Here is a 26,769-nt window from a genome sequence, read left to right on the forward strand (position 1 = left end):
GGAGGAAGGAGGCGTCAGCCGTTCGCGAGCGCCTGCACCCGCGAGTAGTCGCCGTTGAAGTGGTTGTGGTCGCCGACCGTGGGGCCGGAGGAGGTGTACTGCCAGATCGTGTAGTACTGCCAGCCGGCCGGGAGCTCGCCCACGGTCGAGGAGTACCGCGCGATCCACAGCGGGTTGGTCGTGGCGAAGGCGGGGGAGTTGCCCGTGCACTGGGTCCACCAGCTGGTCGCCGTGTAGATGACGGCGTCCCGACCGGTCCGGTACTTGTACCGGTCGACGAAGTCGCGGATCCAGGACACCATCCCGGCCTGGGTCTTGCCGTAGCAGGTGGCGCCGTACGGGTTCCACTCGATGTCCAGCACGCCCGGCAGGGTCTTGCCGTCCTTCGACCAGCCGCCGCCGTTGTTGACGAAGTAGTCGGCCTGGGCCGCGCCGGTCGTCGTGTCCGGGGTGGCGAAGTGGTACGTGCCCCGGATCATGCCGACGTTGTACGAGCCGGTGTACTGCTGGTTGAAGTAGGTGTTCTTGTAGTAGGTGCCCTCCGTCGCCTTGACGTAGGCCCACTTGACCCCGCTGTTCCACAGGGTGGACCAGGCCACGTTGCCGTTGTGGCTGGAGACGTCCACGCCCTCGGTCTGGACGGCCTGGACGGAGACGCCGCCGGGCGCGGAGCCCTGCCCGTCGTGCGCGATGACGCCCATGCCCATGCTGGCGGAACCGCGCGGGGGGATCACGCGGGTGCCCGGGTCCTGGGCGGCGCCGGCGGACCCGGCGAGGGGGAGGAGGAGGGCCAGGGCCGCGAGGGCGGCGCCGGCGAGGGTCGTTCCGGATCTGTGCACACGCATTGCGTGCCTCCGAAAGGCTCGGTGGGGAGCGGTGTCGACAGGTCCTGGTGTGGACATGTCATGAGGACTGCCGGGGAAGACGCTACGCACGTAGACCCGCCCGGCGGAAGGGGGCCCGAGGGGTGCCGATGGTCTACTCCTGCGAAATACTGAAGGAGCTGCGGCGATGAGCGCCGCCGGAAGAAACTTTCAGCGGCCGGAAAGCGCATGGGAGGTGCTGACGTGCACGGAAGCAGTACGGGAAGTGAAGGCCGGACCACCTCCGGAGGTGGTGTGGACCAGGAATTCCTCGCCCTGGAACGGGAGCTGGCGGTCTTTCTGCGCCGCGCCCGCGCCCAGTCCGGCGAGATGGCCCGCGAGGTCCACCCCGAACTGGAGCCCGCCGCCTACGGCCTCTTCGTCCGCCTCGACGACACCGGGCCCCAGCGGGCCACCGAACTCGCCGGGTACTTCGGCGTCGGCAAGGCCACGATGAGCCGCCAGCTCCGCGCCCTCGAAGACCTGGGCCTCGTCGCCCGCGACCCCGACCCCGCCGACGGCCGCGCCTCGCTCGTCCGTCTCACCGAGGAGGGCCGCAGCCGCTTCCGCAGCGTCCGCGACGCCCGGCGCGAGCGCTACGTCCGCAAGCTCGCCGACTGGGACCGCGCCGAGGTCGCCGAACTCGCCCGCCTCCTGAACCACTTCAACGTCCGCTCGGAGGGGTGAACCGCGGTAGTTCCCGCTGTTCAGCCGGCCGTCAGCTCCGTATAGGCCGCCGTCGCGTCGTCGTGCCGCTTCCAGCGGCGCGCCCCGCCCGCGCGCTCGTCCGCCGTCTCCAGGGCGCGCACCCGGTGCAGCAGCCCGAGCGACCCCTCCTTGCGCAGCACGCCCAGGCAGTCCGTCCAGTCGCCCGCGCCGAAGAGGTCTACCCAGCGGCTCGCCCCGTCCGTCAGCGCCGCCAGGGACCGCACCTCCGCGCGCGGGGTCGTCCCCGTCACCGCCCGCGCCGCGACCGCCGGGTCGGCCGCCGCCGTGAAGAAGCCGCCCTCCCGGTTCCGCAGCCGGTCCGTCGCCTCCAGGGAGCGCAGGATCTCGTCCGGCACCCGGTCGAGCCGGTCGTCGAGCACCGCCCGCACCCTTCCGTCCGGCGCCTCGACCAGGAGGACCGAGTCGGAGAGGACGAGGTGCTCGACCCGGGTGTCGTCCCAGCGGACGAGGACCACCGTCGCCTGGGGCGTACGCACGTGAGAAAGGTCACAGGTGTCGCGGTGGGCCTCCGCGGTGCGCCGGATGGACCGGGACAGGATCTCGGACAGGGGCATGTCCGGCCGAGAAGCGGACAGTTCGGTCAAAGCCCCACCCAGGCGGGCGGTGAACCACGGCACCGTGTGCACACAACCGTCATCACCCGCCGGAGGTGTGACGCCATCGAGGAGGACGACGGTTCCGCCGCGGCCCGAGGCGGGCAGGGCGGCGGCCACCCAGTCCTCGTTGGGGCGTTCGGGGCTGCCGGGGAGGGAGGCGACATCGCTGCGCATGACGTCCAGTGTGCCCGCCCGGCCGCACTCCTTCACGGGACCTGCAAATGACCGGAAATGGCCTGTACCAACCCGGCGGGGACGGGCCGAGAGGCGGAACGGCCACCTCGGTCGGGCTGCGGGCGGGCATCCTGCCAAAGGCCGCGCGGAAGATCCAACCGGCGCTCCGTCCGGCCCCGTCCCGCCCGCCCTGACAAGTTGTTTGCCAACTCATGAGTGCTGTTCACTCGTTCGGGTGGCGGAGCGGCCGATGCGCGCCTCCTACCCAGAAGCGCTGGAATGGTCGGAAGCCGTACCAGGGGTGGGGGCGCTCCACGTGACCGGTCGTCACCTCTGCTTTGTGGGCGGACGAGTCAAGAATGCGAGCACCGGTGCAGATGAAGCGGCCTCGGAGCAACAACGGCACGCGGAGCCGGACCCCCGGTGCAGCACCGACCCCGGACGGCACCGCCGCCGCGCCCCCCGCGCAGGCCCAGCCGCCCGCCGGCCGCCCCAAGCGCGTCCGCAACCGGCTGGTCGCCGGTGTCGCCCTCGTCGGCATCACCGTGCTCGCCGCCGGGGCCCCCGCGGTCCTCGCGGCCTCGGCCGAGCTCACCGACTCCCAGCGCCTGGTGACCCTCGCCGAACTCGACCGGCAGGCCGTCACCCTCGCCCACTCCCTCGCCGACGAGCGCGACGAGGTCGTCGCCTACATCGCCGCGGGCCGGGACAACCAGACCGGCGACGCCAAGCACAAGCGCCAGATCACCAGCGCCCGTTCCACCCGCGTCGACCGCCAGATCGACGAGATCCGGCCCGCCGCCACCACCGAACTCCGCCGCGACCTCGCCGGGGTCCCCTCGGTCCGCCGCGCCGCCCTCACCGGCAAGGGCAGCGCCCTCGAAGCCCACCGGGCCTACTCGGAGGTCATCGGCAAGCTCCAGGCCCTCGCCGACGAACTCGCCGACAAGACCCCGGCCCGCGCCGCCGACACCGCGCTCACCGAGGCCACCCGCGCCCCCGCCGCCCTCGGCCGCGCAGTCGAGCAGGCCTCCGCCACCCGCGGTCTGCTGCTCGCCGCGCTCTCCGTGACGCAGCCGGAGCCCACCGGAGACGTCCACTACGACTCCGAGACCGACAGCTACGTCCCCGACGTGCCCGAGGGCGCCGCCGAGGCCGAGCGGGCCCGCGACACCCTCACCGCCGCCGCCCAGCAGGCCCGCGTCCGCGAACTCGCCGCCCTCGGCGACTTCGACCAGGCCGCCGGCTCCGCCGCCCGCGACTCCCTCGCCGCCACCGTCTCCGGCCCCGACGTCAAGAGCGCCGAGCGTTCCCTCGCCTCGCTCACCGACCAGCCGAAGCTGACCGAGGCCGAGCGCGACACCGACCCGGCAGGCCTGGAGGCGGCCCTCTCCTCCCGCGTCGAGCAGATGCGCGGCGTCGAGTCCGCCCTCGCCACCCAGCGCGTCGAACGGCTCGCCGCGCTCCGCGACGACGACGTCACCGCCCTCGAACTGCGCATCGCCTTCCTCGGCGGCTGCCTGATCGTCGCGATCGGCATCTCCACCTATGTGGCCCGCACCCTCACCCGGCCGCTCGCCGTCCTCCGCATCGGCGCCGCCAGGCTCGCCGCCGCCCCCGTCACGCGGTCCGGCGAGGACGCCGAGCCGGTGCGCTTCACCGGCCGCAACGACGAGTTCGCCCAGGTCGTCCGCTCCCTCAACACCCTGCACGGCAAGCTCACCGGCCTCGCCGCGCACAACGAGTCGCTCACCGACCGGCTCAGCGACGGACAGGACGACCTGGCCGCCGCCAAGGAAGCCCTCGGGGCCGAACTCGCCGCCCAGCGCGCCGAACTCCAGGGCCGGGCCGCGCTCCTCACCGCCGAACTCGAACGGCTCCGCGGCACCGTCCACCACACCTTCGTCAACCTCTCGCTCCGCAGCCTCGGTCTCGTCGAGCGGCAGCTCGGCGTCATCGAGAAGCTGGAGGAGCGCGAGCAGGACCCGGACCGCCTCGCGACCCTCTTCAAGCTCGACCACATGGCGACCGTCATGCGCCGCCACAGCGAGAACCTCCTCGTCCTCGCCGGGCACGAGCACGTCCACGGCCACGCCGGACCCGTCCCGCTGGTCGACGTCCTGCGCGCCGCGGTCAGCGAGATCGAGCGGTACGAGCGGGTCACCATCCAGTCCCTGCCGCCGCACGCCCAGATCGCCGGCTTCGCCGCGGACGACCTGAGCCATCTGATCGCCGAACTCCTGGAGAACGCCACCTCCTTCTCGCCGCCCGACGCCGAGGTCCAGCTCTCCGGCTGGCTCCTGGAGACCGGCGAGGTCATGCTCTCCGTGCAGGATGCCGGCATCGGCATGACGCCCGGCCGGCTCGCCGAGCTCAACGCCCGCCTGGCCGAGGCCGACCCGTCCGCCTTCGAGGGCGAGGGCCTGGGCATGCGCGTCATCGCCCTGCTCGCCGCCCGCCACGGCGTCCGCGTCGAGCTGCGCGAGCAGCAGCCGGGCGGCACGGCCGCGGTCGTGGTCCTGCCGCCGCCGCTGCTCCCCACCGCCCCGCCGGCCACCGTGACGGAGCCCGTACGGGTGTCGGGCGCGACGCCCGCGCTCCAGCTGCCGGGCTCGGCGGCGGAGGCCAACTCCAACACGCTGCCGTCCCGGAACAGGGACCCGCTGGTGGAGGCGGCGGAACGGGCGTTCCTGGAGGCGGAGGTGAACGCGGCGAGGGGCGAGGCGGAGGAGCCCGCGGAAGAGGCGGCCGAGCGGGAGCCGGAGCCGGAACGGGCGTACGAGCCGGAGCCGGAGCAGGCCTTCGTGCCCGAGCCGGCGTACGAACCGGAGCCCGAGCCGGCCTACGAGCCCGAGCCGGCCCACGAGCCGGAACAGACCTACGAGCCCGCCCCCGCAGCGTCCCCGTCCCCCGAAGCGGCCCCGCCCGGCCTCGGTGAGTCCGTCTCCGAGACCACGCTCCAGGTCCGGCTGCCCGACCCGCCGCCGGAGCCGGACACCCACGAGCGCGCCGCCGACGCGGAGAGCGCCGTCGCCCCCGAACCGGCCCCGGAGCCCGAAGCGGACCCGTCGGTTCCTGGGCCGCGGGCCGCGCAGTGGGAGCGGGTCACCGACAAGGGGCTGCCCAAGCGCACCCCGCAGGTGGTGCGTCAGGCCGGCGCCGCCGCCACCCCCCGAAAGGGTGGTGTGGACGCGGAGGCCCTGCGCCGCCGCCTGGGCGGATTCCACCAGGGGGCCAAGGCGGGGCGTCGCGACGTGGAAGCGGAGTTGGACACGGCGCGGACGGAAGACGTAAGGACTGCACGTACAGAGGAGATGTCGGGGGACACAGTCGAGGAGGCACGCAGTTGACTGCGACGGGAACGTTCGGACTGAGCACGGAAGCCCGCAACCTGCAATGGCTGCTCGGGAACCTGGTGGAGGAGGTGCCCGGCGTCCGCTCGGTCGCCGTGGTGTCCTCCGACGGCCTGATGCTGCTCTCGTCCGACCCGGCCACCCAGCAGCACCCGACGGCCGCCGCCGAAGCCGGCCGTCCCGACGGGCCGCGCGGTTCCAGCGCCGACCTGGCCACCATCGTCTCCGGCATCGGCAGCCTGACCATCGGCGCCGCCCGGCTGATGGACGGCGGCGGGGTCAAGCAGACCATGGTCGCGATGGAGGAGGGCAGCGTCTTCGTGATGTCGATCAGCGACGGCTCGCTGCTCGGCGTGCACGCCACGCCCGACTGCGACATGAGCGTCGTGGCGTACCACATGGCGCTCTTCGTGGGCCGCGCCGGTCACGTACTCACCCCCGAAGTCCGCAGCGAGCTGCGCAAATCGATGGAGAGCACCCAGTGACGTCAGCTTCGCACGCCCACCGGCTGCCGGTACGCGGAGACGCCCGCCGCCCCGCGCGCGTACGCCCGTACTCGCTGACCGGCGGCCGTACCCGCTTCGGCCACGTCCTGCTCGTCGAGACCTTCGTGGCGGCGCTCGAAGCGCCCGCCGTGCGCAAGGTCCTGACGGACGGCGGGCCCGGCGCCCGCGGCCTGATGCCGGAGATGCGGGCCATCGTCGAGATCTGCCGCCGGATGCGTACCGTCGCGGAGATCTCGGCACTGCTGAAGATGCCGTTGGGTGTCGTCCGGGTGCTGCTCAGTGACCTGGCCGACCAGGGAAAGATCCGTGTGTACGGGACCGGTCACGGCACCGGCCAGCCCGACCGCGCGCTCCTCGAAAGGGTGCTGAGTGGACTCCGTCGTCTCTGACGCCTCCGCCGTCTCCGACTCACCGGCGGTCGCGGGCATTCCCGCGCAGCCCGGGGCCGATCTGTTCGCGCGGGACACCGCGGGGGCGGAGAGCGCCGCCCCGGACCCCGAGGACGGGGCGCGGGACTGGCAGCTCGACCACACGCGCGCCCCGATCGCGACGAAGATCGTCGTCGCGGGCGGGTTCGGCGTCGGCAAGACCACCTTCGTCCGCGCGGTCTCGGAGATCACCCCGCTCCAGACCGAGGCGCTGATGACCCGGGCGAGCGAGGAGACCGACGACCTCAGCGCGACCCCGGACAAGCTGACCACGACCGTGGCGATGGACTTCGGGCGGATCACGCTCGACAACGACCTCGTCCTGTACGTCTTCGGTACGCCGGGACAGCAGCGCTTCTGGTTCATGTGGGACGACCTGGTGCGCGGGGCGATCGGCGCGATCGTGCTGGCCGACACGCGCCGGCTCACGGACTGCTTCCCGGCGCTCGACTACTTCGAGAGTTGCGGGCTGCCGTACATCGTGGCCGTCAACCACTTCGAGGGCACGGAGCTGTTCGATGCGGACGACGTGCGGGAGGCGCTGACCGTGTCCCCGGACGTCCCCGTGGTGATCATGGACGCGCGGAAGCGGTACAGCGTCGTCGAGAGCCTGCTCGCGATGGTCGCGCACGCCCTCGAAGCCACCCCCGAATAGTTCTCCCCGTCACGCCAGGAGCTCCATCCATGCGGAAGATACTCATAGTCGGCGCCGGTCAGTCCGGCCTCCAGCTCGCCCTCGGACTCCAGTCGCAGGGGTACGAGGTCACCCTCATGTCGAACCGGACGGCGGACGAGATCCGGTCCGGCCGGGTCATGTCCACCCAGTGCATGTTCGACACCGCGCTCCAGCACGAGCGGGACCTGGGGCTCAACTTCTGGGAGTCGCAGGCGCCGAGGACCGAGGGCCTGGGCGTCTCGGTCGCAGCGCCCGACTCGACGCGCGCGATCGACTGGGTCGGCCGGCTCGACGGGTACGCGCAGTCCGTCGACCAGCGGGTGAAGATGGCCGGCTGGATGGACACCTTCGCCCAGCGCGGCGGCCAGCTGGTGATCCACGGCGTGGCCGTCGGGGATCTGGACTACTTCTCCCGCAGCTACGACCTGGTGCTGGTCGCGGCGGGCAAGGGCGAGCTGGTGTCGATGTTCGGCCGGGACGCCTCCCGTTCGCCGTACGACGCGCCGCAGCGCGCGCTGGCCGTGGCGTACGTCCACGGCCTCGGGCCGCGCCCCGAGCACCCCGACTTCGACGCGGTCCGCTGCAACGTGGTCCCGGGAGTCGGTGAGCTGTTCGTCATGCCGACCCTGACGACGGGCGGCCGCGCCGACATCCTGTTCTGGGAGGGCGTCCCGGACGGCCCGCTGGATGTCTTCCGGGGCGTCAAGGACCCCTCCGAGCACCTGGCGCTGACCCTGGAGCTGATGGAGAAGTTCGTCCCCTGGGAGTACGCGCGGGCGACCCGGGTCGAACTGACCGACGCGGGCGGCACGCTGGCCGGCCGCTACGCCCCGACCGTCCGCAACCCGATCGGCCGACTGCCCGGCGGCGGCCTGGTGCTGGGCGTCGCGGACGTGGTCGTCGCCAACGACCCGGTCACCGGCCAGGGTTCGAACTCGGCGTCGAAGTGCGCCGCGGCGTATCTCGCGGCGATCGTCGAGCAGGGCGACAGGCCCTTCGACGCGGAGTGGATGCAGAGCGCCTTCGACCGCTACTGGCAGACGGCCCAGCACGTCACCAAGTGGACGAACGCGATGCTGGCGCCCCCGCCGGAGCACGTCCTGAACCTCCTGGGCGCGGCAGGCCAACTCCAGCCGGTGGCGGACCGCTTCGCGAACGGCTTCAACGACCCCTCGGACTTCGAGAACTTCTTCTTCGACCCGGAGAAGACGAACGCGTACCTGGCCTCGGTCGCCGGAGCCTGAACCACCCCCGACGCCCGACGCCCGAGCTGCGGGCGTCGGTTCTCGGGGCGCCGGGCGGCCGCAAAAACAGGTCGAGCCGTCGGGGTCCGAGGCTCGATCATGTGGTCATGTCTCAGCTGAACACCCTGGCCCGTGTTGATGCCGATCTTGTCGCCGGGCGGGTCCCGATGGCGCGGCAGCGGCTGCGTGGGCTCGTTTCCTCGTTTCCGGACGACCTGACGCTGCGGCGTCGGCTCGCCGAGGTGTACCGGCTGTACGGGGACGCGGCCGAGGCGGGACGCTGGATGTACCTCGAAGAGGACCGGAGCGCCGAGGAGACCGCCGTCTTCGAGGCGCGGTACGCGTCTCCCGGGCAGCGGATGAAGGCCCTCGCCTGGCGCGGACCCGAGGCGCTCGCCGCCACCGTCTTCGCCGAGGGGCAGTTGAAGGCCGTGCGGACCGCGTGCGCCGAGCGGCTGGGGCGCCCGGTCGACTGGGGCGACCCGTCCTCCTACGCCGAGGACCCCTGCGAGGAGAGCGCGTCCGGCACCGGTGGGTGGTCGGTCGGCGGGGTCGTCGCCGGTGCCGGCTGCCTCGTGGGCGTTGTTGCCTTCGTGTGGGTCTGGGTGCTCGGGGTCGTCGCTCTCTTCAGCGGCTGACGGCTCTCCTCCGCCCATCGGACCGCCGCCGGGGCGAGCAGGCCCGCCGTCGCGAACAGGGCGCCGACCACGTACCAGCCGGGGCGGCCCCAGCCCACGCACAGGGCGATGAGGAGGGCGGGGCCCACCGCCTCGGAGAGGCCGGCGCCCAGGCCGAAGACGCCCAGGTACTGGCCGGTGGCGTGCGGCGGGGCGAGGGCGTAGGACACCTCGAAGCCGCCCGCCGCGTGCCACAGCTCGCCCACCGTGTGGACCACCACCGCCGTCAGGAGCAGCACCACCGCCACCGCCGTGGGCGCCCCCGCCGAGAGCGAGACCAGCGCGCACGAGACGAGGAAGGCCGCCCCGGCCCTGCGGTACGCGAGACCGCCCGCGCGGGGCGCGTCGATGCCCCGGCTCGCCCGCACCTGGAGCCCCACCACGAGCACGGTGTTCGCGAGCATCGTGCCCGACACCAGCCAGTGCGGGGCGGTCGTGGACGTCACCAGCCAGAGCGGGATCGCCACGGTCAGCACCTTGAACTGGATCGCCATCACCCCGTCCAGGGCGGTGAGCGCCAGATACGGCCGGTCCCGCAGCGCGAGCGCGCGCGGTCCCCGCGCGACGGGCTCGGGCGCCACCGGCGGCAGGAGGAACAGGACCGCGGCCGAGGCGGCGAACGCCAGCGCGTTGCCGACGACGAGCAGCCGGTACGCACCGGGCGTGCCGACCTGGACAGCCCAGCCCGCGAGCAGCGCGCCCAGCGAGATGCCGACATTCGTCACGGCCCGCAGATATGCCCGGAACTCCTGCGGCCGGTCCCCTCCGTGGTGGCGGACGAGCGGCGCACGGGCGGCCAGCCCCGCCGCCTTCGCGCCGGTGGCCGTCGAGACCGCGAGGACGAACGGCCAGAAGCTGTCGGCGAGCACGAACGCGCCCGTCGCCAGCGCCTGCACCAGCAGCGTGGTCACGTACACACCCCGTGCCCCCTGCCGGTCCGCGAGATGGCCGACTCCGATGCCCACGGCCAGCGACAGCAGCCCGGCGATGCCGAGACCGAGTCCCACGGTGGCGGCGGGCAGGCGCACGGCCTGGGTGAAGTACAGCACCCCGGCGGTCAGGAAGAGCCCGCTGCCGACCGTGTTCACGAAGTTCGAGGCGGCCAGCGTGCGTTGGGGGCCGGTGTCCGGCAACAGCTTGGGCATGGCGGGGCTCCGCGTCCGGTACGGGCGACGAGTAAGGACCCGACAAGCTTGTTGCATATTACTTGCAGGAGCAAGAGGCGCGCAGGGGTGGGTAGTTCACGGGCGGTCGCGTACCGCGCCGCCGTCGCGCCCCTCGCTCCCGCCGCGTCCTTCGTTCCCGTCGCGCCCCGCGCCGTCGCCGCGGTCGTACCCCTCGTCCCCGCCCTCCCTCGCCCCCGCCGGAAGCTCCGGCGGGGTGTACGCGGCCAGGGGCTCCCCGTCCTCGTCCGGGCGCACCGCCCCGAGCAGCGGGTTCGCCGCGATCGGTGACACCTTCACCCTTCCGCCCGGCCGCGGCGCCTGCACCACCAGGCCCTCACCCAGGTAGAGCGCCACATGCGTCGCGCCCGGGAAATACACCACCAGGTCGCCCGGGCGCAGCTCCGTCAGCGGCACCCTGGGCAGTTCCGCCCACTGCTCCTGGCTGGTGCGCGGCACCTCCCTGCCCGCCGCCGCCCACGCCCGCTGGGTCAGCCCCGAGCAGTCGTACGCCTCAGGCCCCTCCGCCCCCCACTCGTACGGCTTGCCGATCTGCCCCACCGCGAACCGCAGCGCCTCCGCCCCCGCCCGTGACGGGGTGCGCCGGCCGTCCAGGACGCCCGAGTCGAGCAGTTCGCGCTGCGCGCCCGCCGTCTGGGTGCGCTCCAGCTCCGTGAGCCGCGCCAGCTGCTCGGGGGAGAGGGCGGCGAGCAGCTTCTCGACCTCCGCGAGCCGTGCCCGCACCTCGTCCCGCCGGGTGCGCTGCGCGGCGGCGAGCGTCTGCTGCCGGTCCAGCGCCTTGCGGGCCGCGGTCGCCAGGGCGTCCGCCTGCCGCTCGGCCCCTTCGAGCCGCGACACGGCCGTCGCGCGGTCACGGGACGCACGGGCCATCAGATGCCCCTGGTCCAGCGCCGACTGCGGGTCCGACGCGAACAGCAGCCGCAGGTACGAGGAGAGTTCGGACCTGCCCTGGTACTGGTCCCGGGCGATCCGGCCGGCCGCCGCACGCCCCTGCGCCAGGGCGGTCCGGGCGGCGGTGAGCCGGGCGGTGACCTTCTTGGTGTCGGCGGTCCGCACCTTGAGGGTTTCCTCGGCGGCGTTGAACCGCTCGGTGGCCTCCTCGGCCTGCTGGTAGAGCGTCCGCATCCGGGTGAGGAGAGCGGAGACGGAGTCCCCGCCGGAAGGAGGGAGGGCCGCGGCGTCGTCGGTCGCGGCGGGGGGACTCGTACCCGCCGGGGAATCGGGGGAGCCGGGGGGCAGGGGGGCGCCCGGGGGTACGGGAGCGGCCGGGGCGTCGGGGGTGGCGAGGACGCCGTCGGGGTCGGCGGGGGACGCGGAGGCTGCGGCGGGGTCGGCGGGCGAGACGGGAGCCGTCGGGGCCTCCGGCCTCATTCCATCGGCCTGGGCCGTCCCGTCCTCCCGGGTCACCGCCTCGCTCTGTGCCGTCCCCCCGACCGGATCCGCCCCGGTCCCCGCCGGTTCCACCGGCCCCGCCCCCGGGTCCACCGGTCCCACCGGTTCCCCCGCCGGGTCCGCCCACGCGATCGGCGCCTCCGCCGGCGGGTCGTCCTGCGGGCCCGGCGCCGCGGCGCCCGCCGGAGCGATCCCCGTGACCCCGGTGAGCGCCGTCGCCGCGGCGAGCGCCCCCGTGCAGACCGTACGCAGCAGCTTGCGCGACACGTCATCACCTCCACGGGGATGATGACGCCTCACTTCATCCGATTACCGTACGGATCGGGGCGCGTCCGGCGGCCTCACCCGTTCGGCTCAGCGTCCCCGGAACCGGCCGCGGGCCCGCCCCGCGGCTTCGACCACGGCCACCGCAGCTCGCGCCGCTCGCGGCCCTCGGGGGCGTACTCGTAGACCCAGCCCCGCTGGAGTTTGAGCCGCTTCGAGTAGCCCGCGGGCTCGCGCCGGTACGCGTACAGCGTCGGCGGGCGCCCGTCGTGGGCCGGGACCGGGATCTCGTACCACTTCGGCGGGTGGCCGGTAGGGCCGAGCAGGATCGGCAGGACCCGGCCGTCGAGGGGGCCGCCGCGGAAGGGGGTGTTCTCGCTCTTCACCCCACCAGTCTCCCTTCCGCTCCGCCGTCCCGCCGGACCTCCCCACCGGTCACAGCAGGTGGGCCGCCCCGCCCACCACCGGCGCCACCCGCCGGGCCAGCCGTGCGACCGGTCCCCCGGGCGTCTCCTGGGCGAGGAGCAGCCCGACCACCCGTGCCGTCTCCTCGTCGCTCGCCGCGGTCGCCGCGAGCAGGGCGATCAGATGGTCGACGAGCCAGTCCCGCAGCTCCCCGGCCGGCGGCCGCTTGTCCTCGTCGAGCCAGATCAGCGAGGCCGCCTCCACGGCCGCGATCCACGTCCTGACCAGCATGCCGAGCCGGGGGCCCGGCGTCGCCGCCCCCAGATGGACGAGGATCTGCTCGGCGGCGGCCCGCCGCACCTCGTCGACGATGGTGCTGGTCCGGGACGTCTCGGCGACGCTGCCGCCGCGCAGCAGGGCGCTGAACCCGGCGTCGTGCCCGTCGACGAAGGCCAGGTACCGGTCGAGCACCCGGCCCAGCCGCTCGGTGGGCGGTCCGGCCGGCGGTTCGGCGAAGCAGCGGTTCAGGGCGTTGGCGGAGGAACGCAGGGCGACCTCGTACAGCTGCTGCTTGCCGCCGGGGAAGTAGCGGTAGACGAGCGGCCGCGAGACGCCGGCCGCCTCGGCCACGTCGTCCAGCGAGACGTCCTCGGGCGGCCGGTGCGCGAACAGCTCCTGGGCGGCGTCGAGGAGCTGCCCGCGCCGCTCCTCGACGCTGAGCCGGCGGTACGCGGGAGTGGCGGGGCTCGTCATGCCCCGCAGGGTATCCGCAGCGAATTGCGCGGAGGTGTCCCGGTGCGGGCCGCCCCCGCGCTGCCGCTGCCGAGCGGCCGGCCGTCCTCGCGCCGCCGGCGACCGGTCACGTCGCCCGCCCGCCGCCGAGCGGCCGGCCCGTGTCCGGGAAGCCACCGACCGTTCGTGCGCGACTTGTTGACGATCCGTCTACCAACGTGTGAGCCTGGCGGGCAGGACCCGCTCCCGAAGGAGGCGTCAGTGTCGACGCGCGACCTCTACACCTCGGCCCCGTCCGCACCCACCTGGCAGGTGCCCGCCACCGGCGCGGCCCGCTTCTCCTGGGACTACGACGACGGACGCGAGCGTCTCCTCGCCCTCTACCAGAAGGGCAAGGACAAGCAGTGGGACGGCGCCACCCGCATCGACTGGGACATCGAGGTCGACCCGTACGACCCGCTCGGCACCCCCGACGAGGTCCTGACCCTCCACGGCACCCGCCACTGGGCGAAGATGACCGAGAAGGACAAGGGCGACCTGCGCCGGCACTACTCCTCCTGGCAGTTCAGTCAGTTCCTCCACGGCGAGCAGGGCGCGATGATCTGCGCCGCCCGGATCGTCGAGTCCGTCCCCGACCTGGACGCCAAGTTCTACTCGGCCACCCAGACCATGGACGAGGCCCGGCACGCCGAGATCTACGGGCGCTTCCTCCAGGACAAGATCGGCATGCTCTACCCGATCAACGACAACCTCCAGGGCCTGCTGGGCGACACCCTGCGCGACTCCCGCTGGGACATGCCGTACCTCGGTATGCAGGTCCTCATCGAGGGCCTCGCGCTCGCCGCGTTCGGCATGATCCGCGACACCACCGACAAGCCGCTGCCGAAGCAGATCCTCGCCTACGTGATGCAGGACGAGGCCCGGCACGTGGCCTTCGGACGGATGGCCCTGCGCGACTACTACAAGCAGCTCTCCGACGCCGAACTCCGCGAACGCGAGGAGTTCGTCATCGAGGGCTGCTACCTGATGCGCGACCGGCTGCGCGGCGTCGAGGTCCTGGAGAACTTCGGCATCCCGAGGAAGGAGGCGGAGGAGCTGAGCGAGCAGAGCGAGTTCCTCCAGCTCTTCCGCAAGCTCCTCTTCAGCCGGATCGTCCCCTGCGTCAAGGACATCGGCCTGTGGGGCGAACGCCTCCAGAAGGCCTACCTCGACATGGGCGTCTTCGACCTCGGCGACTCCAACCTCGACCTGCTGATGACCCAGGACGAGGAGATCGCGGAGGCGCTCGACGCGGAGCGCTTCGCGCGGGAGGAGAGCGCCCGGGTGACGGAGGTCGCGGACGCCATCGAGGCGGGGGCGGCGGAGGCGTAGACGGAGACGCGGGAGAGCGGAGGCCGGACCGCACCCGGCCGCAGCCCGCGTCCTGACGGGACCGCCCCCGGCCGCCCGCGTCCGGACGGACCGCCCCCGGCGGAGCCCGTTGTCACACCTCTGCCGTAGCGTGATCGTCATGACCATGCCGCCCTCGCCGAGCCAGCCGCCCCACCAGCCGTACGGGGGACCCGTACCGCCCCCGCAGCAGCCCGGAGCGTACGGCGCCCCGCAGGGCTTCCCGCAGCAGGGCCACCCGCCGTACGGCGCCCCGCCGCAGTACCCGGGCCCCGGCGCCGGGGCCTGGGGGCAGCCGCCCATGGGGCCGCCGCCGAAGAAGAAGATGTCCTCCGGGGCGATCGTCGCCATCGTCCTCGGATCGCTGGTCCTCGTCGGCGGTCTCGGCTACGCGGCCAAGGCCGGCCTCGAAGGCGTCACCGGCACCTTCCCCGAGGCGACGCACAAGCTCGTCGTCCCCAAGACCCTCCTCGACGGCAAGTACACCCTCGTCTCCGACCTCTCCGACACCAAGGGCCAGGAGATCGAGGACACCCCCGACCTCACCGTGAAGGACGCGACGGCGGCGGTCGCCCAGTACAGCGGCAAGGACGGGGCCGTCCTCGTCCTCTCCGGAATGTACGGACGCATCAAGAGCGGCGAGGCCAGCCGTACGTCCATCCTGGAGGGCGCGGCCAAGGACAAGGGTTCCACGCTCGTCGTCGAGCCCAAGGAGTTCACCCCCGCCGGGTCCGACGTGACGGTGAGCTGTCAGGTCACCACGTCGAAGAGCGCCCTCGGCACGACCACGCTCCCCATGTGCGCCTGGGGCGACGACAACACCGCCGCCGCCGTCGCCCTCGTCGACCCCACGTCGGCCACCACCGACCCGAAGGACATCGACCTGGCCGCGCTCGCAGAGACCACGGCCAAGGTCCGGGCGGAGACCCGCAAGCCGCTCATCTGACACGACCGGTGCGGTCACCGCCGCGCCTCGGCTTCGAGCCGCAGCGCCTCCTCCATCACCGCCTTCGCGACGGGGGCCGCGCTGCCGCCCCCGCTGATGTCCGTACGGGAGGCCTCCGCGTCCTCCACGACCACGGCGACCGCGACCGCCGGCTGGCCGGAGTCCTCGGCCTGCGCCCAGGCGATGAACCAGGCGTACGGGGTCCCGGTGTTGCCGAAGCCGTGCTGGGCGGTGCCGGTCTTGCCGCCGACCCGGGCGCCGGGGATCGCCGCGTTCGTGCCGGTGCCGTCCTCGACCGCCTTCACCATCAGCCGCTGGAGCTGGACCGCGGTCGAGGGGTTCATCGCCTGCCGGTAGCTGCGGCGGCCCGTCCGGTCCACGGTCGTGCCGCCGGAGGTCGTCGTCCGGTCGACGAGGTACGGCAGGGCGATCTCGCCGTTGTTGGCGACGGCCGACGCGACCAGCGCCATCTGGAGCGGCGTCGCCGTGGTGTCGAACTGCCCGATCGAGGAGAGCGCCAGCTGGTCGGGGCTCATCCGCCGGTCGAAGTTGGACTTCGCCACCCAGGACGGCACCCGCAGTCCGGTGTCGTTGAAGCCGAACTTCTCGACCGCGTCGACCATCCCGGCGAGGCCCACCTCCACCCCGAGGCCGGCCATCACCGTGTTGCACGACCACTGGATCGCGGCGGCGAGCGACGCGTCGCCGCAGCCCGTCGCCTCGTTGGGCAGCACCTGCCGGGTGCCGGGCAGGACGAAGGGGTCCGGGGTGTCGGTGGGCGCGTCCACGTCCCTGACCACCCCGGCGTCCAGCGCCGCCGCAGCCGTCACGATCTTGAACGTGGAGCCCGGAGGGTACGTCTGCCGCAGCGCCCGGTTCAGCATCGGCTGGTTGGGCGAGGTGGTGAGCCGCCGCCAGGCGTCCTTGACCTCCGCACCCGTACCGGAGAGGACGCCGGGGTCGTACGAGGGGGAGCTGACGAGCGCGAGGATGCGGCCGCTGGACGGCTCGACGGCCACGACCGCGCCCCGCTTGCCGTCGAGCCCCCGGTAGGCGGCCTCCTGCATCGAGGACCTGATCGTGGTCACCACGTCGCCGCCGGGCTGCCGGCCCCGCGTGAGGTCGTTCCAGAGCGGCAGCGGCGCCAGCATCGGGTCCGTACCGGCCAGGACCTCGTCCTCGGCGTGCTCGACGAGGGTCGTGCCGTAGGTCTGCGAGGAGTAGCCGGTCACCGGCGCGTACAACGGGCCCTGCGGGTACGTCCGTTCCCAGCGCAGCTGCTGCCCGCTGTCCCGGGAGGCCGTCACCGGCTTCCCGTCGACGACGATCTCGCCGCGCGGCTGGGCGTACCGGTGGATGGCGATCCGCCGGTTGGCGGGGTTGTCGTCGAGCGAGTCGGCCTCGAAGACCATCACGCGGGCGGCGTTGACGAGCAGGGCGACCAGGAGGACCAGACAGAGCGCGGCGGCCCGCCGCGCGTACCGGATCACACGGATTCCCCGGGGTGGTACGGGCGGATCACGCGGCCCCCTCCTTCACGGGCGCCGGTGCCCCGGTGTCGGCGTCCTCGGGCTGGGGCGCGCGGGCCGAGTCGCTGAGGCGGATGAGGAGCGCCACGATCACCCAGTTGGTCACCACCGACGAGCCACCCTGGGCCAGGAACGGCATCGCCATGCCGGTCAGCGGGATCAGCCCCATCACCCCGCCCGCGATCACGAAGACCTGGAGCGCGACGATCGAGGCGAGCCCGATCGCGAGGAGCCGCCCGAAGGGGTCGCGCAGCGAGAGGCCGGCGCGGTAGCCGCGGGCGACGAGGAGCGCGTACAGCAGGAAGAGCGCGGTCAGTCCGACGAGCCCCAGTTCCTCGCCGGCCGTGGCGAGGATGAAGTCGGACTTGACGGCGAAGCCGATGAGGACGGAATGGCCGAGACCGAGCCCCGTGCCGAGCATCCCCCCGGCCGCGAAGGCGAACAGCGACTGGGCCAGCTGCCCCGGGCCGTGGCCCGCCCGGATGGAGGCGAAGGGGTCGAGCCAGTCCTGCACCCGGCTGTGCACATGGGGTTCGAGGGAGCCGACGAGGAAGGCCCCGGCGGAGGCGAGGACGAGCCCGACCGCGATCCAGCCGATCCGGCCGGTGGCCACGTACAGCATGATCACGAAGATCCCGAAGAAGAGCAGCGAGGTGCCCAGGTCCCGTTCGAGGACGAGGACGCCGACGCTCAGCAGCCAGATCGCCACGATCGGCCCGAGCACCCGCCAGGTGGGGAACTGGAACTTCCAGATCCGGCGGCCGGTGTACGCGAGCGCGTTGCGGTTGGCGGCGAGGTAGGCGGCGAAGAAGACCGCGAGCAGGATCTTCGCGAACTCGCCCGGCTGGAAGGAGAGACCGCCGATGCGGATCCAGATCTTGGCGCCGTTCACCGCCGGGAAGAAGATCGGCAGGATCATCAGGGCGAGCGCGGCGGCCACCGACACGTACGCGTACCCCTGGAGCGCGCGATGGTCGCGGAGCAGCAGCACGACCACGATGAACAGGCCCACCCCCAGCGTCGACCAGACCAGCTGCGTCGCCGCCGCCTGGTCGTCCGGGGTCTCCAGGTCGAGGCGGTAGATCAGCACCAGGCCGAGGCCGTTGAGCAGGACCGCGATCGGCAGCAGCAGCGGATCGGCGTAAGGGGCGCGGAACCGGACCGCGAGATGGGCGAGGAGCGAGAGCAGGCCGAGCCCGGCCCCGTAGCGGGCGGCGTCCGGCGGTACGGCTCCGCCGGCGGCGAGGCCGACCTCGGCGTAGCCGTAGACGGAGATGAGGACGGCGCAGACGAGGAGGGAGAGTTCCACGCCGCGGCGCTTCGGGATGCGTACCCCGGGCGGGGGAGCGTCCGGGCGCGGTGCGGTCATGGCCGCAACGTAGCAAGCGGTATGCCCTATGTCCCTTTTGTGTGACGGTGTGCCGTGGGCGCGCCGTCACTCCTCCGGCTCGGCGGGCGCCGGGGGCACGTACTCCGGCAGCCGCAGCCGGGCCTCGGCGCCCCCGTCCGGGGCGTCGGCGAAGACCAGCTCGGCACCGATGACCTCCGCCTGCCCGACCGCGATCGTCAGACCGAGGCCGTGCCCCTTGCCGCCGCTCTCGGTACGGAACCGCTGCGGGCCCGAGTCCAGCAGGTACGCGGGATAGCCGGGCCCGTGGTCCCGGACGGAGACCACCGGCCCGTCCACCGTCACCACCACCGGCGGCGCCCCGTGCCGGTGCGCGTTGGCCACGAGGTTGCCGAGCACGCGCTCGACGCGCCGCCGGTCCGTCACCACCGCCGCGTCCCGGACGACCCGCACCTCCGTCCCGGTGCCGGACGCGCGGACCACCCGCCCGGCGAGCGGACCGAGTTCGTGCACCGCCAGGTCCACCGTCTCGTTGCGTGCGTCGAGCCGGGAGATCTCCAGCAGGTCCTCGGTGAGCGCGCGCATCGCCCGCACCCGGTCCCGCACGAGCTCCGAGGGCCGCCCCTCCGGGAGCAGTTCGGCCGCGGCCGACAGCCCGGTCAGCGGGGTGCGCAGCTCGTGCGCCACATCGGCGGTGAACCGCTGCTCGCTCTGCAGCTTGCGCTGGAGCGAGGACGCCATCGTGTCGAGGGCCCCGGACACCGTGGCCACCTCGTCCTGCGGACGCGAGGGGTCCTTCGTGCGGGGGTCGTCGACGCGCGCGTCGAGGTCGCCGGCGCTGATCCGGCGGGCCACCTGGGCGGTCAGGTGCAGCCGCCGGGTGACCCGGGTGACGGCGAAGGCGCCCACGAGCAGCGTCGCGCCGATCGCGAGGACGGAGGAGCCGAGGATCGAACGGTCCAGGGCGTCGATGGTCCCGGCGCTCTGCGTGTAGTCGACGCGCACGGCGAGGGCGCGACCGCCGACCCGGCCGTCGGTGGGGCCGTTCGCCGGGCCGTCGGCGGGCCCCTCCGCCGGGCCCGCCGCCCACATCGTCGGCCGGCCCCGGTCGTCGGCGACCATCGTGCCGCGCTCCCCGCGGACGGCGAGCGCCCGCAGGGGCGCCGGGAGCCCGACGGGGTCGACCCCGGCGAACCGGGGGAGCGGCTCGCCCGCCTCGTACAGCCGGCTCACGTCGGTGAGCCGCGCGAGCGCCTTCTCCCGCGAGTCGTGCACGGTCTGGCCGGTCACCGACACGTGGACGAGGGTGCCGAGCAGGGCGGCGAGGGCACAGCACATCACCGCGATGAAGACGGCGGCCTTCCAGGTGAGGGTCGCCGTCCAGGCGGGCAGCCGGGGCGCCCTCACGGGCGGGGACCGGCGGGGGCGATGACGGGCGGGGCGACGGGGGCCGGGCCCGGGGGCGACGCCGGGCTCGGGACCGGGCTCACGAGCCGGGGCGCGGGCACGGTCGAGGGTCCGGTCCCCGGCGGCTTCACGCGCACGATCTCGTCCCGGGTGGGCAGCATGCTCCGCTGCTGCTCGTCCCAGGTCCAGGCGGTGCGGTACTCGTATCCCGGGATGCCCGCCGAACCGGACCGCATGATCAGGTCCCGGCCGGCGACCTCCACACTGACGACCTGGTCGACGGTGGACATGATCCGGGTGAGGCCGCCGTCCTCCGCGAGGTACACCCGCACCCCGAACTGCTGGTCCGGCATCCGGATGCCGACGATCAGCTCGTCCCGGCCGTTGCCGGTGAGGTCGCGGTAGTACGGCCGCAGGACGGGACACGCGGCCGGCGCGGAGTCGCAGGCCTCCAGGGCGCGGGCGGTCCGTCCGTCCAGCGCGTCGGATCCGGCGGACGCATCCGTCCTGGCGCGCTCCTCGGCGCGGACCACCGCCACGGCGTCGACGGCGTGCACGTCGCCGCCGGGGACCTCGACGCCGGGGACGCGCCCGGTGTCCGACTCGCCGTAGTCGATCGGCGGATTGGTCGCGGGCGGCAGATCGGGCCACAGCCGTGCGGGCCCGACGGCCGCGGGCGTGGCCCCGGCGCTCTTCAGCCCGCCGTCGCCGCCGCCCTCGCCGCCGCAGCCGGCGAGGGCGAGGGAGAGGCCGAGGGCGCACAGGACGCCGGCGGCGGCGATCGGTGCTCCGCGCGGTCCCACGCTGCTCCTCGTTCGGTCGGGCGGCCGAGGGGACCGGTCCGGGCCTCCTCTCCGTAGACCTTATTCGGAAGGAAGTCCTTTTTGTCTATTCGTATGGTTGTCGGGGCCGTCGGCGGGCCGCAGGGTGCGGGGATGTCGGGCCGCCGGGTTGCCAGGCCGTCGGGCCGTGGGGCCGCCGAGCCGCCGGGGTGCCGTCGGGCGGCCGTCCCGACCGTCAGAACCCGCCCCGCTCCATCCGCGCCAGGGCGGCCCGGCACAGGGTCAGCAGCTTCTCGTCGAGGTGGATGTCATGGCTGCCCGAGGCGCCCTCGCGGGCGTTGTGACGGCGACGGCGGGTCAGCTCGGTGAGGATCACCAGCTGCGCGTCCGAGGCCGCCGGACCCATCTCCGCCAGACACTCGGCGACGTCCACGCGCGCGTGCCGGTTCTCCTCCCAGGCCGCGAGCAGGACGGGCAGGGCGGCCGACGCGTCCCCGGAGACCCGCCACAGGGCCGCCGCGCAGCGCACCCGGACCCACAGGTCCCGCGAGGTCAGACCGGGTCTGAGGGCCTCGGCCGACGCGGCGGCGGCCGGGCCGATCTCGCCCAGGGCCTGGGCCGCGGCGCACCGGTCCGCACCGGAGGCGCCGGGGCCGAGCCACCGTTCCAGGGCCGGCAGGACGTCGCCGCGGTCGCCCTCGGCGGCCCACAGGGCGTGCGCCGCCGTCGTGGCGACGGTGGCGGACTCGGCGTCCAGGAGCCCGCGTATGTCGGGTACGGCCTCCCGCGCGGCGGGGCCGAAGGCGGCAAGCGCCCGCAGGGCGGCCTCCCGCACCCAGTCGCGCCGGTTCGAGGGCGCGCCGCGCAGGACCCGCAGGACCTCCGGCAGGGCCTGGGCGCCGCGAACCGCGGCGAGGGCGTACAGCAGCGGGGCGGCCCGGTCGTAGAGCCGCTCGTCGAGGTCGACCTCGGCGAGGCGGCGGCGCAGCAGCGGGGCGAGCATCGCGGCGGAGGGGCCGAGGCCGTCCATCGCGTACAGCAGCTCCCGCCGCACCTCGCGCTCCTCCAGGGCGCGGGCGAGCAGCGGGACGGCCCGGGGGTCGCCCGCGCGGGCCAGCGCGAGGAGTGCCCCGTCCCGCCCGGACCGGCCGACGAACCCGCTGGAACCGGCGGCGCCGGCCCCGGGGCCCGTGTCGTCGCCGGAGCCGGAGGCGCTGCTCGTGCGGTGGCTCGCCCCCGGTGCCGTACGCCCCTGCGGGGTCCGCCCCGGCCGGGTCCGGCCGCGCGCCCCCGACGGTCCCGTGGACAGGCGGGCCGCCAGGGAGTCCGCGGCGGGCGCCCCCAGCTCGAAGAGCCGCTCCAGGAAGGTGGTGGCCGCCTCCCGGAGCCGGGGCTCCGGATCGTGGAGCTGCGCGCCGACGAGCCGGACGACCTCCTCGTACCGCCCGCGCCAGATCCGTATCAACCCGCCGCACAGCCAGATCGCGTCCGAACGCTGTCCCCAGTCCGGGCTGCGCAGCTGCGCCAGGATCAGCGCGATGCGGTCGTCGACCCGGTCGTCGAGCGCGGCGTGCAGGGTCCGCAGCAGCTCCTCCGTCCAGGGGGCGGGCCGCCCGGCGGCGTGCTCCTCCAGGAGTTCGCGGACCTGCCCGATCAGGGTCGGCGTCGCGGCCCGCTCGGTCCCGGGGGAGGCCGGTCCCCGCGCCGTCGTCCTGATCTCCTCCAGGAGACCCGTCACCCACGGGACCACGTCGTCGGGGATGTCGCCGGGCGCGCAGCGCGCCCGCTGGGCGAGGGCCGCGAGCCGCAGTCCGGGGTCGTGGGCCGCGCGGGCCAGCCAGTCCAGCCAGTCGACGGTCTCGGCGCGCAGCGACGCGTGCCGCAGGGCGATCCGCCCGACGGCGGCCACCAGGGCGAGCCGCACCTCGTTGTCCCGCTCGACGGTCAGCCGCTCCCGCAGCAGGGTCAGGACCCGGGCGGGCTCGGAGTGCAGCGAGGCGAGGGCGCAGGGCGCGGCGAGCCGGACCTCGGGGTCCGGGTCCGAGACGAGCCCGAGGAAGACGTCGGCACCCGCGGCGATGGCGGCCGCGGCCATCGCGTAGTTGGCGGCGGGGATGAACTCCTCGTCGTCGGGGTCGAGTGCGTCGAGCTCCTCCTCGTCGTCGAGCTCGATGCCGCCGATGCTGGTGAGCAGCTCGACGATGCAGCCGCGGTCCTGGACGCCGGGGTCGGCGACCAGTTCCAGGAGGAAGGGGATGCAGGCGAGGGTGGAGTCGTAGACGTCGCCCTGGTGGTGGACGGCCCCGTACATGCCGTCGAGGGCGGTCTCGCGCTCCGCGGGATCGGCGGAGGCGAGTCCGCGGAGGAGCTCCGGCACGTCGTCCGCGGGGCCGTAGGCGTGCCCCAGCGAGGCCCAGTCGACCTCCTCGATCCCCGTCAGCATTGCCAGGCCGCCTTCCCCGTGAGCGCTGTACCAGGCAGCAAGTGTGCACCACGTGACGGACAGCAAGGCCTTACAGTCGACACCGGCTGTGCGGGGAAGCCCCGTTGCGACTTCTTTGCGCCATGTACGGTGCGGAGCCCGGCAGTTGCACTGGGTGGCTGCGCCGATTCGGGCCGCCTCCCGACGGCCTCCCCTCCGTCTCGCCTCCGCCTCCCCCACCGTTCCGCCGCCTCCCCTCCGCCCGGACGGGCCTCCCGCCCGCTCAGCCCTCCGACCGGATCCTGACGAAGGCGGCGTTCTCCTGCTGCCGGCCCGCGAGCCGGCGCAGCTCGACGGGGACCGGCGGGTCCACCCGGCGCACCGGCCCGTGCTCGGGGTCCCGGGCGAGCGGGCCCGCGAGGTCGCCGACCAGCGCGCCGACCTCGCGGGACTGGGCCGGGGTGAGCCGGGGCGAGGTGGTCACCGTCCGCCCGTCGGCCAGCCGTACGAGCAGGTCCCGGGGTCGCCCGGGTGGCCCGATCAGCCCGAGGAGCACGCCGTCCTCGGTGTCGACGTGCCGGATCTTCCGCCAGGCCCAGGTGGACCCGGCCCGGTAGGCCGAGCCCATCCGCTTCGCGACGATCCCCTCCACCCCGGCCTCCCGCAGGTCCCGGAACCAGCCGCGTGCGGTCTCCTCGTCGAGCGTGGCCAGGACCCGCTGGAGCGGCGGCCCGGCCTCCCGCAGGGCGGCGCCGAGCAGCTCCCACCGGTCGCGGAGCGGCAGGGCGCGCACGTCCCGCCCCGGCACGGCCAGCAGGTCGAAGGCGATGTACGAGACCGGCACGCCCTCCCGCACCCGGTCGGCGGGCGAACGCAGCAGGTCGGTGAAGCTCAGCCGCCCCTCCCGGTACGCGCACAGCTCGCCGTCGAGCACGATCCCCGGCGGCAGCTGCTCCCGCAGGTGCGCGGCGATCCCGGGGAACTCGGGGGCGAGGTCCCGGCGGGAGCGGGACTGGAGGACCACCTTCCCGCCGCCGAGGACGAAGGCGAGCGCGCGGAAGCCGTCCAGCTTGAGGGAGTACTGCAGCTCCCGGGGCGGATCGGCCTGTACGGGGATCCCGTCGGCGGCCCGGGGCCGCATGACGTCGACGGGCGGAGGCAGCACGACCATCTCGCTGCCGCTGCCGCTGCCGCTGCCGCTGCCGCTGCCGCTGCCGCTGCCGCTGCCGCTGCCGCTGCCGCCGTCGCCGTACGCGCCCGTGGAACCTTCTGCCGCGCCCCTCACGGCACCTCCCCCGCCCGCTCCGGCGCGAAAAGGGGCGCCAGGAGGTCCCCGTACCGCTCCAGACGTGGCGCGATGTCGTCCATGAGGAAGGCGAGGGCCCCGGGGTCCGTGCCGGGGCGGGCGCAGGCCTCGACCTCCTCCCAGGTGACCGGGGCCGAGACGGTCGGCAGGGTCCGGGCCCGCAGGGTGTACGGGGTGGCGGTGGTCTTGGCGGCGGCGTTCTGACTGTGGTCGACGAACACCTTCCCGGGCCGCAGCGCGCGGGCCATCCGGTGCACGACGAGCTCCGGGAGCGCCGCCTCGGCCTCGACGGCGAGCCGGCGCGCGTAGGCGGAGACCCGCGCCGAGGGCGTCGGCACCACCGGGACGAGCAGGTGCAGCCCCTTGGCGCCGGAGGTCTTGGCGTACGCGGCGAGGCCGTCCCGCGCGAGCCGCTCGCGCAGATGGACGGCGACCCGGCAGCACTCGACGACCGTCGCGGGCGGCCCGGGGTCCAGGTCGAGCACGAGCCGGTCGGCGACGGCGGGGGAGGAGGCCCGCCACTGGGGGGTGTGGAACTCCACGACCAGGTTCGCCGCCCACATCAGCGAGGCCAGGTCCTCGATCACCACCTGCCGGGCCCGGGGGGCGTCGGAGCGCGGCACGGGGGTGGTCCTCACCCAGGAGGGTGTGCCGGGCGGCGGATTCTTGGTGAAGAAGAGCTGCCCGTCCGGACCGTCCGGATAGCGCAGGAACGACACCGGACGATCGCGCAGATGCGGCAGGATCACGGGCCCCACGGTCGCGTAGTGGTGGAGCAGCTCGCCCTTTGTGGTGCCGGTGGCCGGATGGAGCACCTTGTCGAGGTTGCTGAGCGCCAGGCGTCGCCCCTCCACCTCCGTGATCGGCGTCATACGATGAGAATCCCACGATTCGTCCCGATCAACGACGATTCGACCAGATCACCGACGATTCCCCCCGGCCATCGATGATTCCCCCCGGCCACCGACGATTCCCCCCCGGCCACCGACGATTCCCCCCGGCCATCGATGATTCGGCCCGAAAGGAAGAACCGTGCGATCCATCTGGAACGGCGCCATATCCTTCGGCCTGGTCAGCATCCCGATCAAGCTGGTGAACGCCACCGAGAGCCGCTCCGTGTCCTTCCGGCAGGTCCACACCGAGGACGGCGGCCGCATCCGCTACCGGAAGGTGTGCGAGCTCGACGGCGAGGAGGTCGCCCCGGCGGAGATCGGCAAGGCGTACGAGGACGCCGACGGCACCATGATCCCGATCACCGACGAGGACCTGGCCGCGCTGCCGCTCCCCACGGCGAGGACGATCGAGATCGTCGCCTTCGTGCCGGCCGGTGAGATCGACCCGCTCCAGATGGACGCCGCGTACTACCTCTCGGCGAACGGGGTGCCCGCGGCCAAGCCGTACACCCTGCTCCGCGAGGCGCTGAAGCGCAGCGAGAAGGTGGCCGTGGCGAAGTACGCGCTCCGCGGCCGGGAGCGGCTCGGGATGCTCCGGGTGGTCGACGACGTCATCGCCATGCACGGCCTGCTCTGGCCGGACGAGATCCGGGCTCCGGAAGGGGTGGCACCGGAGACCCCGGTGAGCGTGCGGGAGGCCGAACTCGACCTGGCGGACGCGCTGATGGCCACGCTGGGGGAGGTCGACATCAGCAGCCTGCACGACGACTACCGGACGGCCGTCGAGGAGATGATCGCCGCGAAGGCCGAGGGCGGCGAGGGCGTGCCGGCCGCGGAACCCGGCGAGGAACCGGGTGGTCAGGTCATCGACCTGATGGCGGCGCTGGAGAGCAGCGTGCGGGCGGCGAGGGAGGCGCGGGGCGAGGACGCGGTGGTGACGGAGCTCAAGCCGCGCGGGACGCCGAAGGAGACGGGCGGCAAGAAGTCGACGTCGCGGGCACCGGCGAAGAAGACGGCGGCGGCGCGGAAGAGCACGGCGAAGCCGGCGTCCGGGGCGGCGGGGAAGGCCCGGGCCGGGACCCCGGCCAAGACGACGTCGAAGGCGGCGTCGAAGACGGCGTCGTCCGGGGCCGCTTCCAGGAGCGCGTCCAAGGCCGCCTCCGCGAGCACGTCCAGGTCCAGCTCCGGGACCACGTCCAAGAGCACCTCCAAGACCGCCTCCAAGTCGACGGCCAAGAAGGCGACCCCGCGCAAGCGGACCGCCTGAGACGCCCCAGCCCCTCGGCCCCCGGAGATGACTCCGGGGGCTTCTCGCTGCCCGTTTACGGGCAGCGGAACGCTCGTTAACGTCCAACACCCCGAATAGCGAACACAGTTCACTTTCCTTCGGACAACAGCTGGTCAAATTCTTGTTGCAGACCTGTCAAACGGAATCTTTCGCTGGCACGCTCTCAGCCGCACCACCCCCCACAAGAACCCCCACGCTTCACAGCGAAGGAGCCCGCGTGACCCGCCAGCAGTCCT

At 73.8% G+C, this 26,769-nt stretch carries 22 protein-coding genes and 1 pseudogene; 10 read left to right on the forward strand and 13 right to left on the reverse strand.

Annotated features, from left to right (window positions below; all coding sequences use genetic code 11):
- Positions 1–14: 14 nt before the first annotated feature.
- Positions 15–845 carry a lysozyme gene (locus ASD33_RS29565; protein ID WP_056567372.1) on the reverse strand — a complete coding sequence of 277 codons (831 nt, stop codon included), beginning with the start codon at positions 843–845 and terminating at the stop codon, positions 15–17.
- Positions 846–1,052: 207 nt separating this feature from the next.
- On the opposite strand from ASD33_RS29565, the gene ASD33_RS29570 reads away from it, so the two are divergent.
- On the forward strand, positions 1,053–1,550 hold the full coding sequence (locus tag ASD33_RS29570) for a MarR family transcriptional regulator (RefSeq protein ID WP_242426920.1): 498 nt from the start codon (positions 1,053–1,055) through the stop codon (positions 1,548–1,550).
- 20 nt (positions 1,551–1,570) lie between these two features.
- Here ASD33_RS29570 and ASD33_RS29575 read toward each other — a convergent pair whose 3' ends face one another.
- Positions 1,571–2,362 carry a protein phosphatase 2C domain-containing protein gene (locus ASD33_RS29575; protein ID WP_056567378.1) on the reverse strand — a complete coding sequence of 264 codons (792 nt, stop codon included), beginning with the start codon at positions 2,360–2,362 and terminating at the stop codon, positions 1,571–1,573.
- A gap of 359 nt (positions 2,363–2,721) precedes the next feature.
- On the opposite strand from ASD33_RS29575, the gene ASD33_RS29580 reads away from it, so the two are divergent.
- The 6 genes from ASD33_RS29580 to ASD33_RS36625 all read left to right on the forward strand — a co-directional run bounded on the left by ASD33_RS29580 (position 2,722) and on the right by ASD33_RS36625 (position 9,207).
- Positions 2,722–5,712 carry a nitrate- and nitrite sensing domain-containing protein gene (locus ASD33_RS29580; protein ID WP_199863612.1) on the forward strand — a complete coding sequence of 997 codons (2,991 nt, stop codon included), beginning with the start codon at positions 2,722–2,724 and terminating at the stop codon, positions 5,710–5,712.
- Entirely contained in the window at positions 5,709–6,200 is a 492-nt protein-coding gene (locus ASD33_RS29585; protein WP_056567383.1) for a roadblock/LC7 domain-containing protein, read from the forward strand. The genes ASD33_RS29580 and ASD33_RS29585 overlap by 4 nt, the downstream gene beginning before the upstream one ends.
- Positions 6,197–6,610 (forward strand): DUF742 domain-containing protein, encoded by a 414-nt coding sequence (locus ASD33_RS29590; RefSeq protein WP_056567386.1) that lies wholly within the window; start codon positions 6,197–6,199, stop codon positions 6,608–6,610. Before ASD33_RS29585 ends, ASD33_RS29590 begins: the two co-directional genes overlap by 4 nt.
- Positions 6,591–7,304 carry an ATP/GTP-binding protein gene (locus ASD33_RS29595; protein WP_079045089.1) on the forward strand — a complete coding sequence of 238 codons (714 nt, stop codon included), beginning with the start codon at positions 6,591–6,593 and terminating at the stop codon, positions 7,302–7,304. Before ASD33_RS29590 ends, ASD33_RS29595 begins: the two co-directional genes overlap by 20 nt.
- A gap of 29 nt (positions 7,305–7,333) precedes the next feature.
- Entirely contained in the window at positions 7,334–8,569 is a 1,236-nt protein-coding gene (locus ASD33_RS29600; protein ID WP_056567389.1) for a styrene monooxygenase/indole monooxygenase family protein, read from the forward strand.
- Positions 8,570–8,676: 107 nt separating this feature from the next.
- Positions 8,677–9,207 (forward strand): DUF6584 family protein, encoded by a 531-nt coding sequence (locus ASD33_RS36625; RefSeq protein WP_242426921.1) that lies wholly within the window; start codon positions 8,677–8,679, stop codon positions 9,205–9,207.
- 275 nt (positions 9,208–9,482) lie between these two features.
- Here ASD33_RS36625 and ASD33_RS29610 read toward each other — a convergent pair.
- The 4 genes and pseudogenes from ASD33_RS29610 to ASD33_RS29625 all read right to left on the reverse strand — a co-directional run.
- Positions 9,483–10,448, reverse strand: a pseudogene (locus ASD33_RS29610) (MFS transporter); the annotation flags it as partial.
- 39 nt (positions 10,449–10,487) lie between these two features.
- Complete coding sequence (locus ASD33_RS29615; protein WP_079045091.1) at positions 10,488–12,089, reverse strand: C40 family peptidase; 1,602 nt, start codon at positions 12,087–12,089, stop codon at positions 10,488–10,490.
- Positions 12,090–12,163: 74 nt separating this feature from the next.
- A complete protein-coding gene (locus tag ASD33_RS29620; protein ID WP_056567398.1) occupies positions 12,164–12,472 on the reverse strand; it encodes a hypothetical protein in 309 nt (102 codons plus the stop codon).
- A gap of 49 nt (positions 12,473–12,521) precedes the next feature.
- Positions 12,522–13,244, reverse strand: coding sequence for a TetR/AcrR family transcriptional regulator (locus ASD33_RS29625; RefSeq protein ID WP_056567401.1), 723 nt, complete (start codon positions 13,242–13,244; stop codon positions 12,522–12,524).
- A 240-nt stretch (positions 13,245–13,484) separates the two neighbouring features.
- Between ASD33_RS29625 and ASD33_RS29630 the strand changes: the two genes are divergently transcribed.
- Entirely contained in the window at positions 13,485–14,594 is a 1,110-nt protein-coding gene (locus ASD33_RS29630) for a ferritin-like domain-containing protein (RefSeq protein ID WP_056567404.1), read from the forward strand.
- A gap of 139 nt (positions 14,595–14,733) precedes the next feature.
- On the forward strand, positions 14,734–15,558 hold the full coding sequence (locus ASD33_RS29635; RefSeq protein WP_056568095.1) for a hypothetical protein: 825 nt from the start codon (positions 14,734–14,736) through the stop codon (positions 15,556–15,558).
- A gap of 14 nt (positions 15,559–15,572) precedes the next feature.
- On the opposite strand, the gene ASD33_RS29640 is transcribed toward ASD33_RS29635, so the two are convergent.
- The 7 genes from ASD33_RS29640 to ligD form a co-directional block, all read right to left on the reverse strand.
- A complete protein-coding gene (locus ASD33_RS29640) occupies positions 15,573–17,048 on the reverse strand; it encodes a penicillin-binding protein 2 (RefSeq protein ID WP_056567407.1) in 1,476 nt (491 codons plus the stop codon).
- Between the two features lie 28 nt (positions 17,049–17,076).
- Positions 17,077–18,456: an FtsW/RodA/SpoVE family cell cycle protein gene (locus ASD33_RS29645; RefSeq protein ID WP_056567410.1), complete on the reverse strand. Its 1,380-nt coding sequence runs from the start codon at positions 18,454–18,456 to the stop codon at positions 17,077–17,079.
- Between the two features lie 66 nt (positions 18,457–18,522).
- Positions 18,523–19,842 carry a HAMP domain-containing sensor histidine kinase gene (locus tag ASD33_RS29650; RefSeq protein ID WP_056567413.1) on the reverse strand — a complete coding sequence of 440 codons (1,320 nt, stop codon included), beginning with the start codon at positions 19,840–19,842 and terminating at the stop codon, positions 18,523–18,525.
- Complete coding sequence (locus ASD33_RS29655) at positions 19,839–20,645, reverse strand: hypothetical protein (protein ID WP_056567415.1); 807 nt, start codon at positions 20,643–20,645, stop codon at positions 19,839–19,841. Before ASD33_RS29655 ends, ASD33_RS29650 begins: the two co-directional genes overlap by 4 nt.
- Before the next feature lie 214 nt (positions 20,646–20,859).
- Positions 20,860–23,067 (reverse strand): hypothetical protein, encoded by a 2,208-nt coding sequence (locus ASD33_RS29660; protein ID WP_056567417.1) that lies wholly within the window; start codon positions 23,065–23,067, stop codon positions 20,860–20,862.
- A gap of 262 nt (positions 23,068–23,329) precedes the next feature.
- Complete coding sequence (locus tag ASD33_RS29665) at positions 23,330–24,331, reverse strand: DNA ligase (protein WP_242426922.1); 1,002 nt, start codon at positions 24,329–24,331, stop codon at positions 23,330–23,332.
- Positions 24,328–25,224, reverse strand: a complete 897-nt coding sequence (gene ligD / locus ASD33_RS29670; RefSeq protein WP_056567420.1) for a non-homologous end-joining DNA ligase — start codon at positions 25,222–25,224, stop codon at positions 24,328–24,330. Before ligD ends, ASD33_RS29665 begins: the two co-directional genes overlap by 4 nt.
- Before the next feature lie 160 nt (positions 25,225–25,384).
- On the opposite strand from ligD, the gene ASD33_RS29675 reads away from it, so the two are divergent.
- Complete coding sequence (locus tag ASD33_RS29675; RefSeq protein WP_056567424.1) at positions 25,385–26,512, forward strand: Ku protein; 1,128 nt, start codon at positions 25,385–25,387, stop codon at positions 26,510–26,512.
- Positions 26,513–26,769: the final 257 nt, after the last annotated feature.

Origin of the sequence: Streptomyces sp. Root1304 (assembly GCF_001426405.1) — a bacterium.
Lineage (GTDB): Bacteria > Actinomycetota > Actinomycetes > Streptomycetales > Streptomycetaceae > Streptomyces.

Excerpts from the sequence above, each read along its gene's own strand:
- ASD33_RS29565 (WP_056567372.1), bottom strand. The coding sequence starts at position 845 with ATGCGTGTGCACAGATCCGGAACGACCCTCGCCGGCGCCGCCCTCGCG.
- ASD33_RS29570 (WP_242426920.1), top strand. The coding sequence starts at position 1,053 with ATGGGAGGTGCTGACGTGCACGGAAGCAGTACGGGAAGTGAAGGCCGG.
- ASD33_RS29575 (WP_056567378.1), bottom strand. The coding sequence starts at position 2,362 with ATGCGCAGCGATGTCGCCTCCCTCCCCGGCAGCCCCGAACGCCCCAAC.
- ASD33_RS29580 (WP_199863612.1), top strand. The coding sequence starts at position 2,722 with ATGCGAGCACCGGTGCAGATGAAGCGGCCTCGGAGCAACAACGGCACG.
- ASD33_RS29600 (WP_056567389.1), top strand. The coding sequence starts at position 7,334 with ATGCGGAAGATACTCATAGTCGGCGCCGGTCAGTCCGGCCTCCAGCTC.
- ASD33_RS36625 (WP_242426921.1), top strand. The coding sequence starts at position 8,677 with ATGTCTCAGCTGAACACCCTGGCCCGTGTTGATGCCGATCTTGTCGCC.
- ASD33_RS29625 (WP_056567401.1), bottom strand. The coding sequence starts at position 13,244 with ATGACGAGCCCCGCCACTCCCGCGTACCGCCGGCTCAGCGTCGAGGAG.
- ASD33_RS29635 (WP_056568095.1), top strand. The coding sequence starts at position 14,734 with ATGACCATGCCGCCCTCGCCGAGCCAGCCGCCCCACCAGCCGTACGGG.
- ASD33_RS29645 (WP_056567410.1), bottom strand. The coding sequence starts at position 18,456 with ATGACCGCACCGCGCCCGGACGCTCCCCCGCCCGGGGTACGCATCCCG.
- ASD33_RS29660 (WP_056567417.1), bottom strand. The coding sequence starts at position 23,067 with ATGCTGACGGGGATCGAGGAGGTCGACTGGGCCTCGCTGGGGCACGCC.
- ligD (WP_056567420.1), bottom strand. The coding sequence starts at position 25,224 with ATGACGCCGATCACGGAGGTGGAGGGGCGACGCCTGGCGCTCAGCAAC.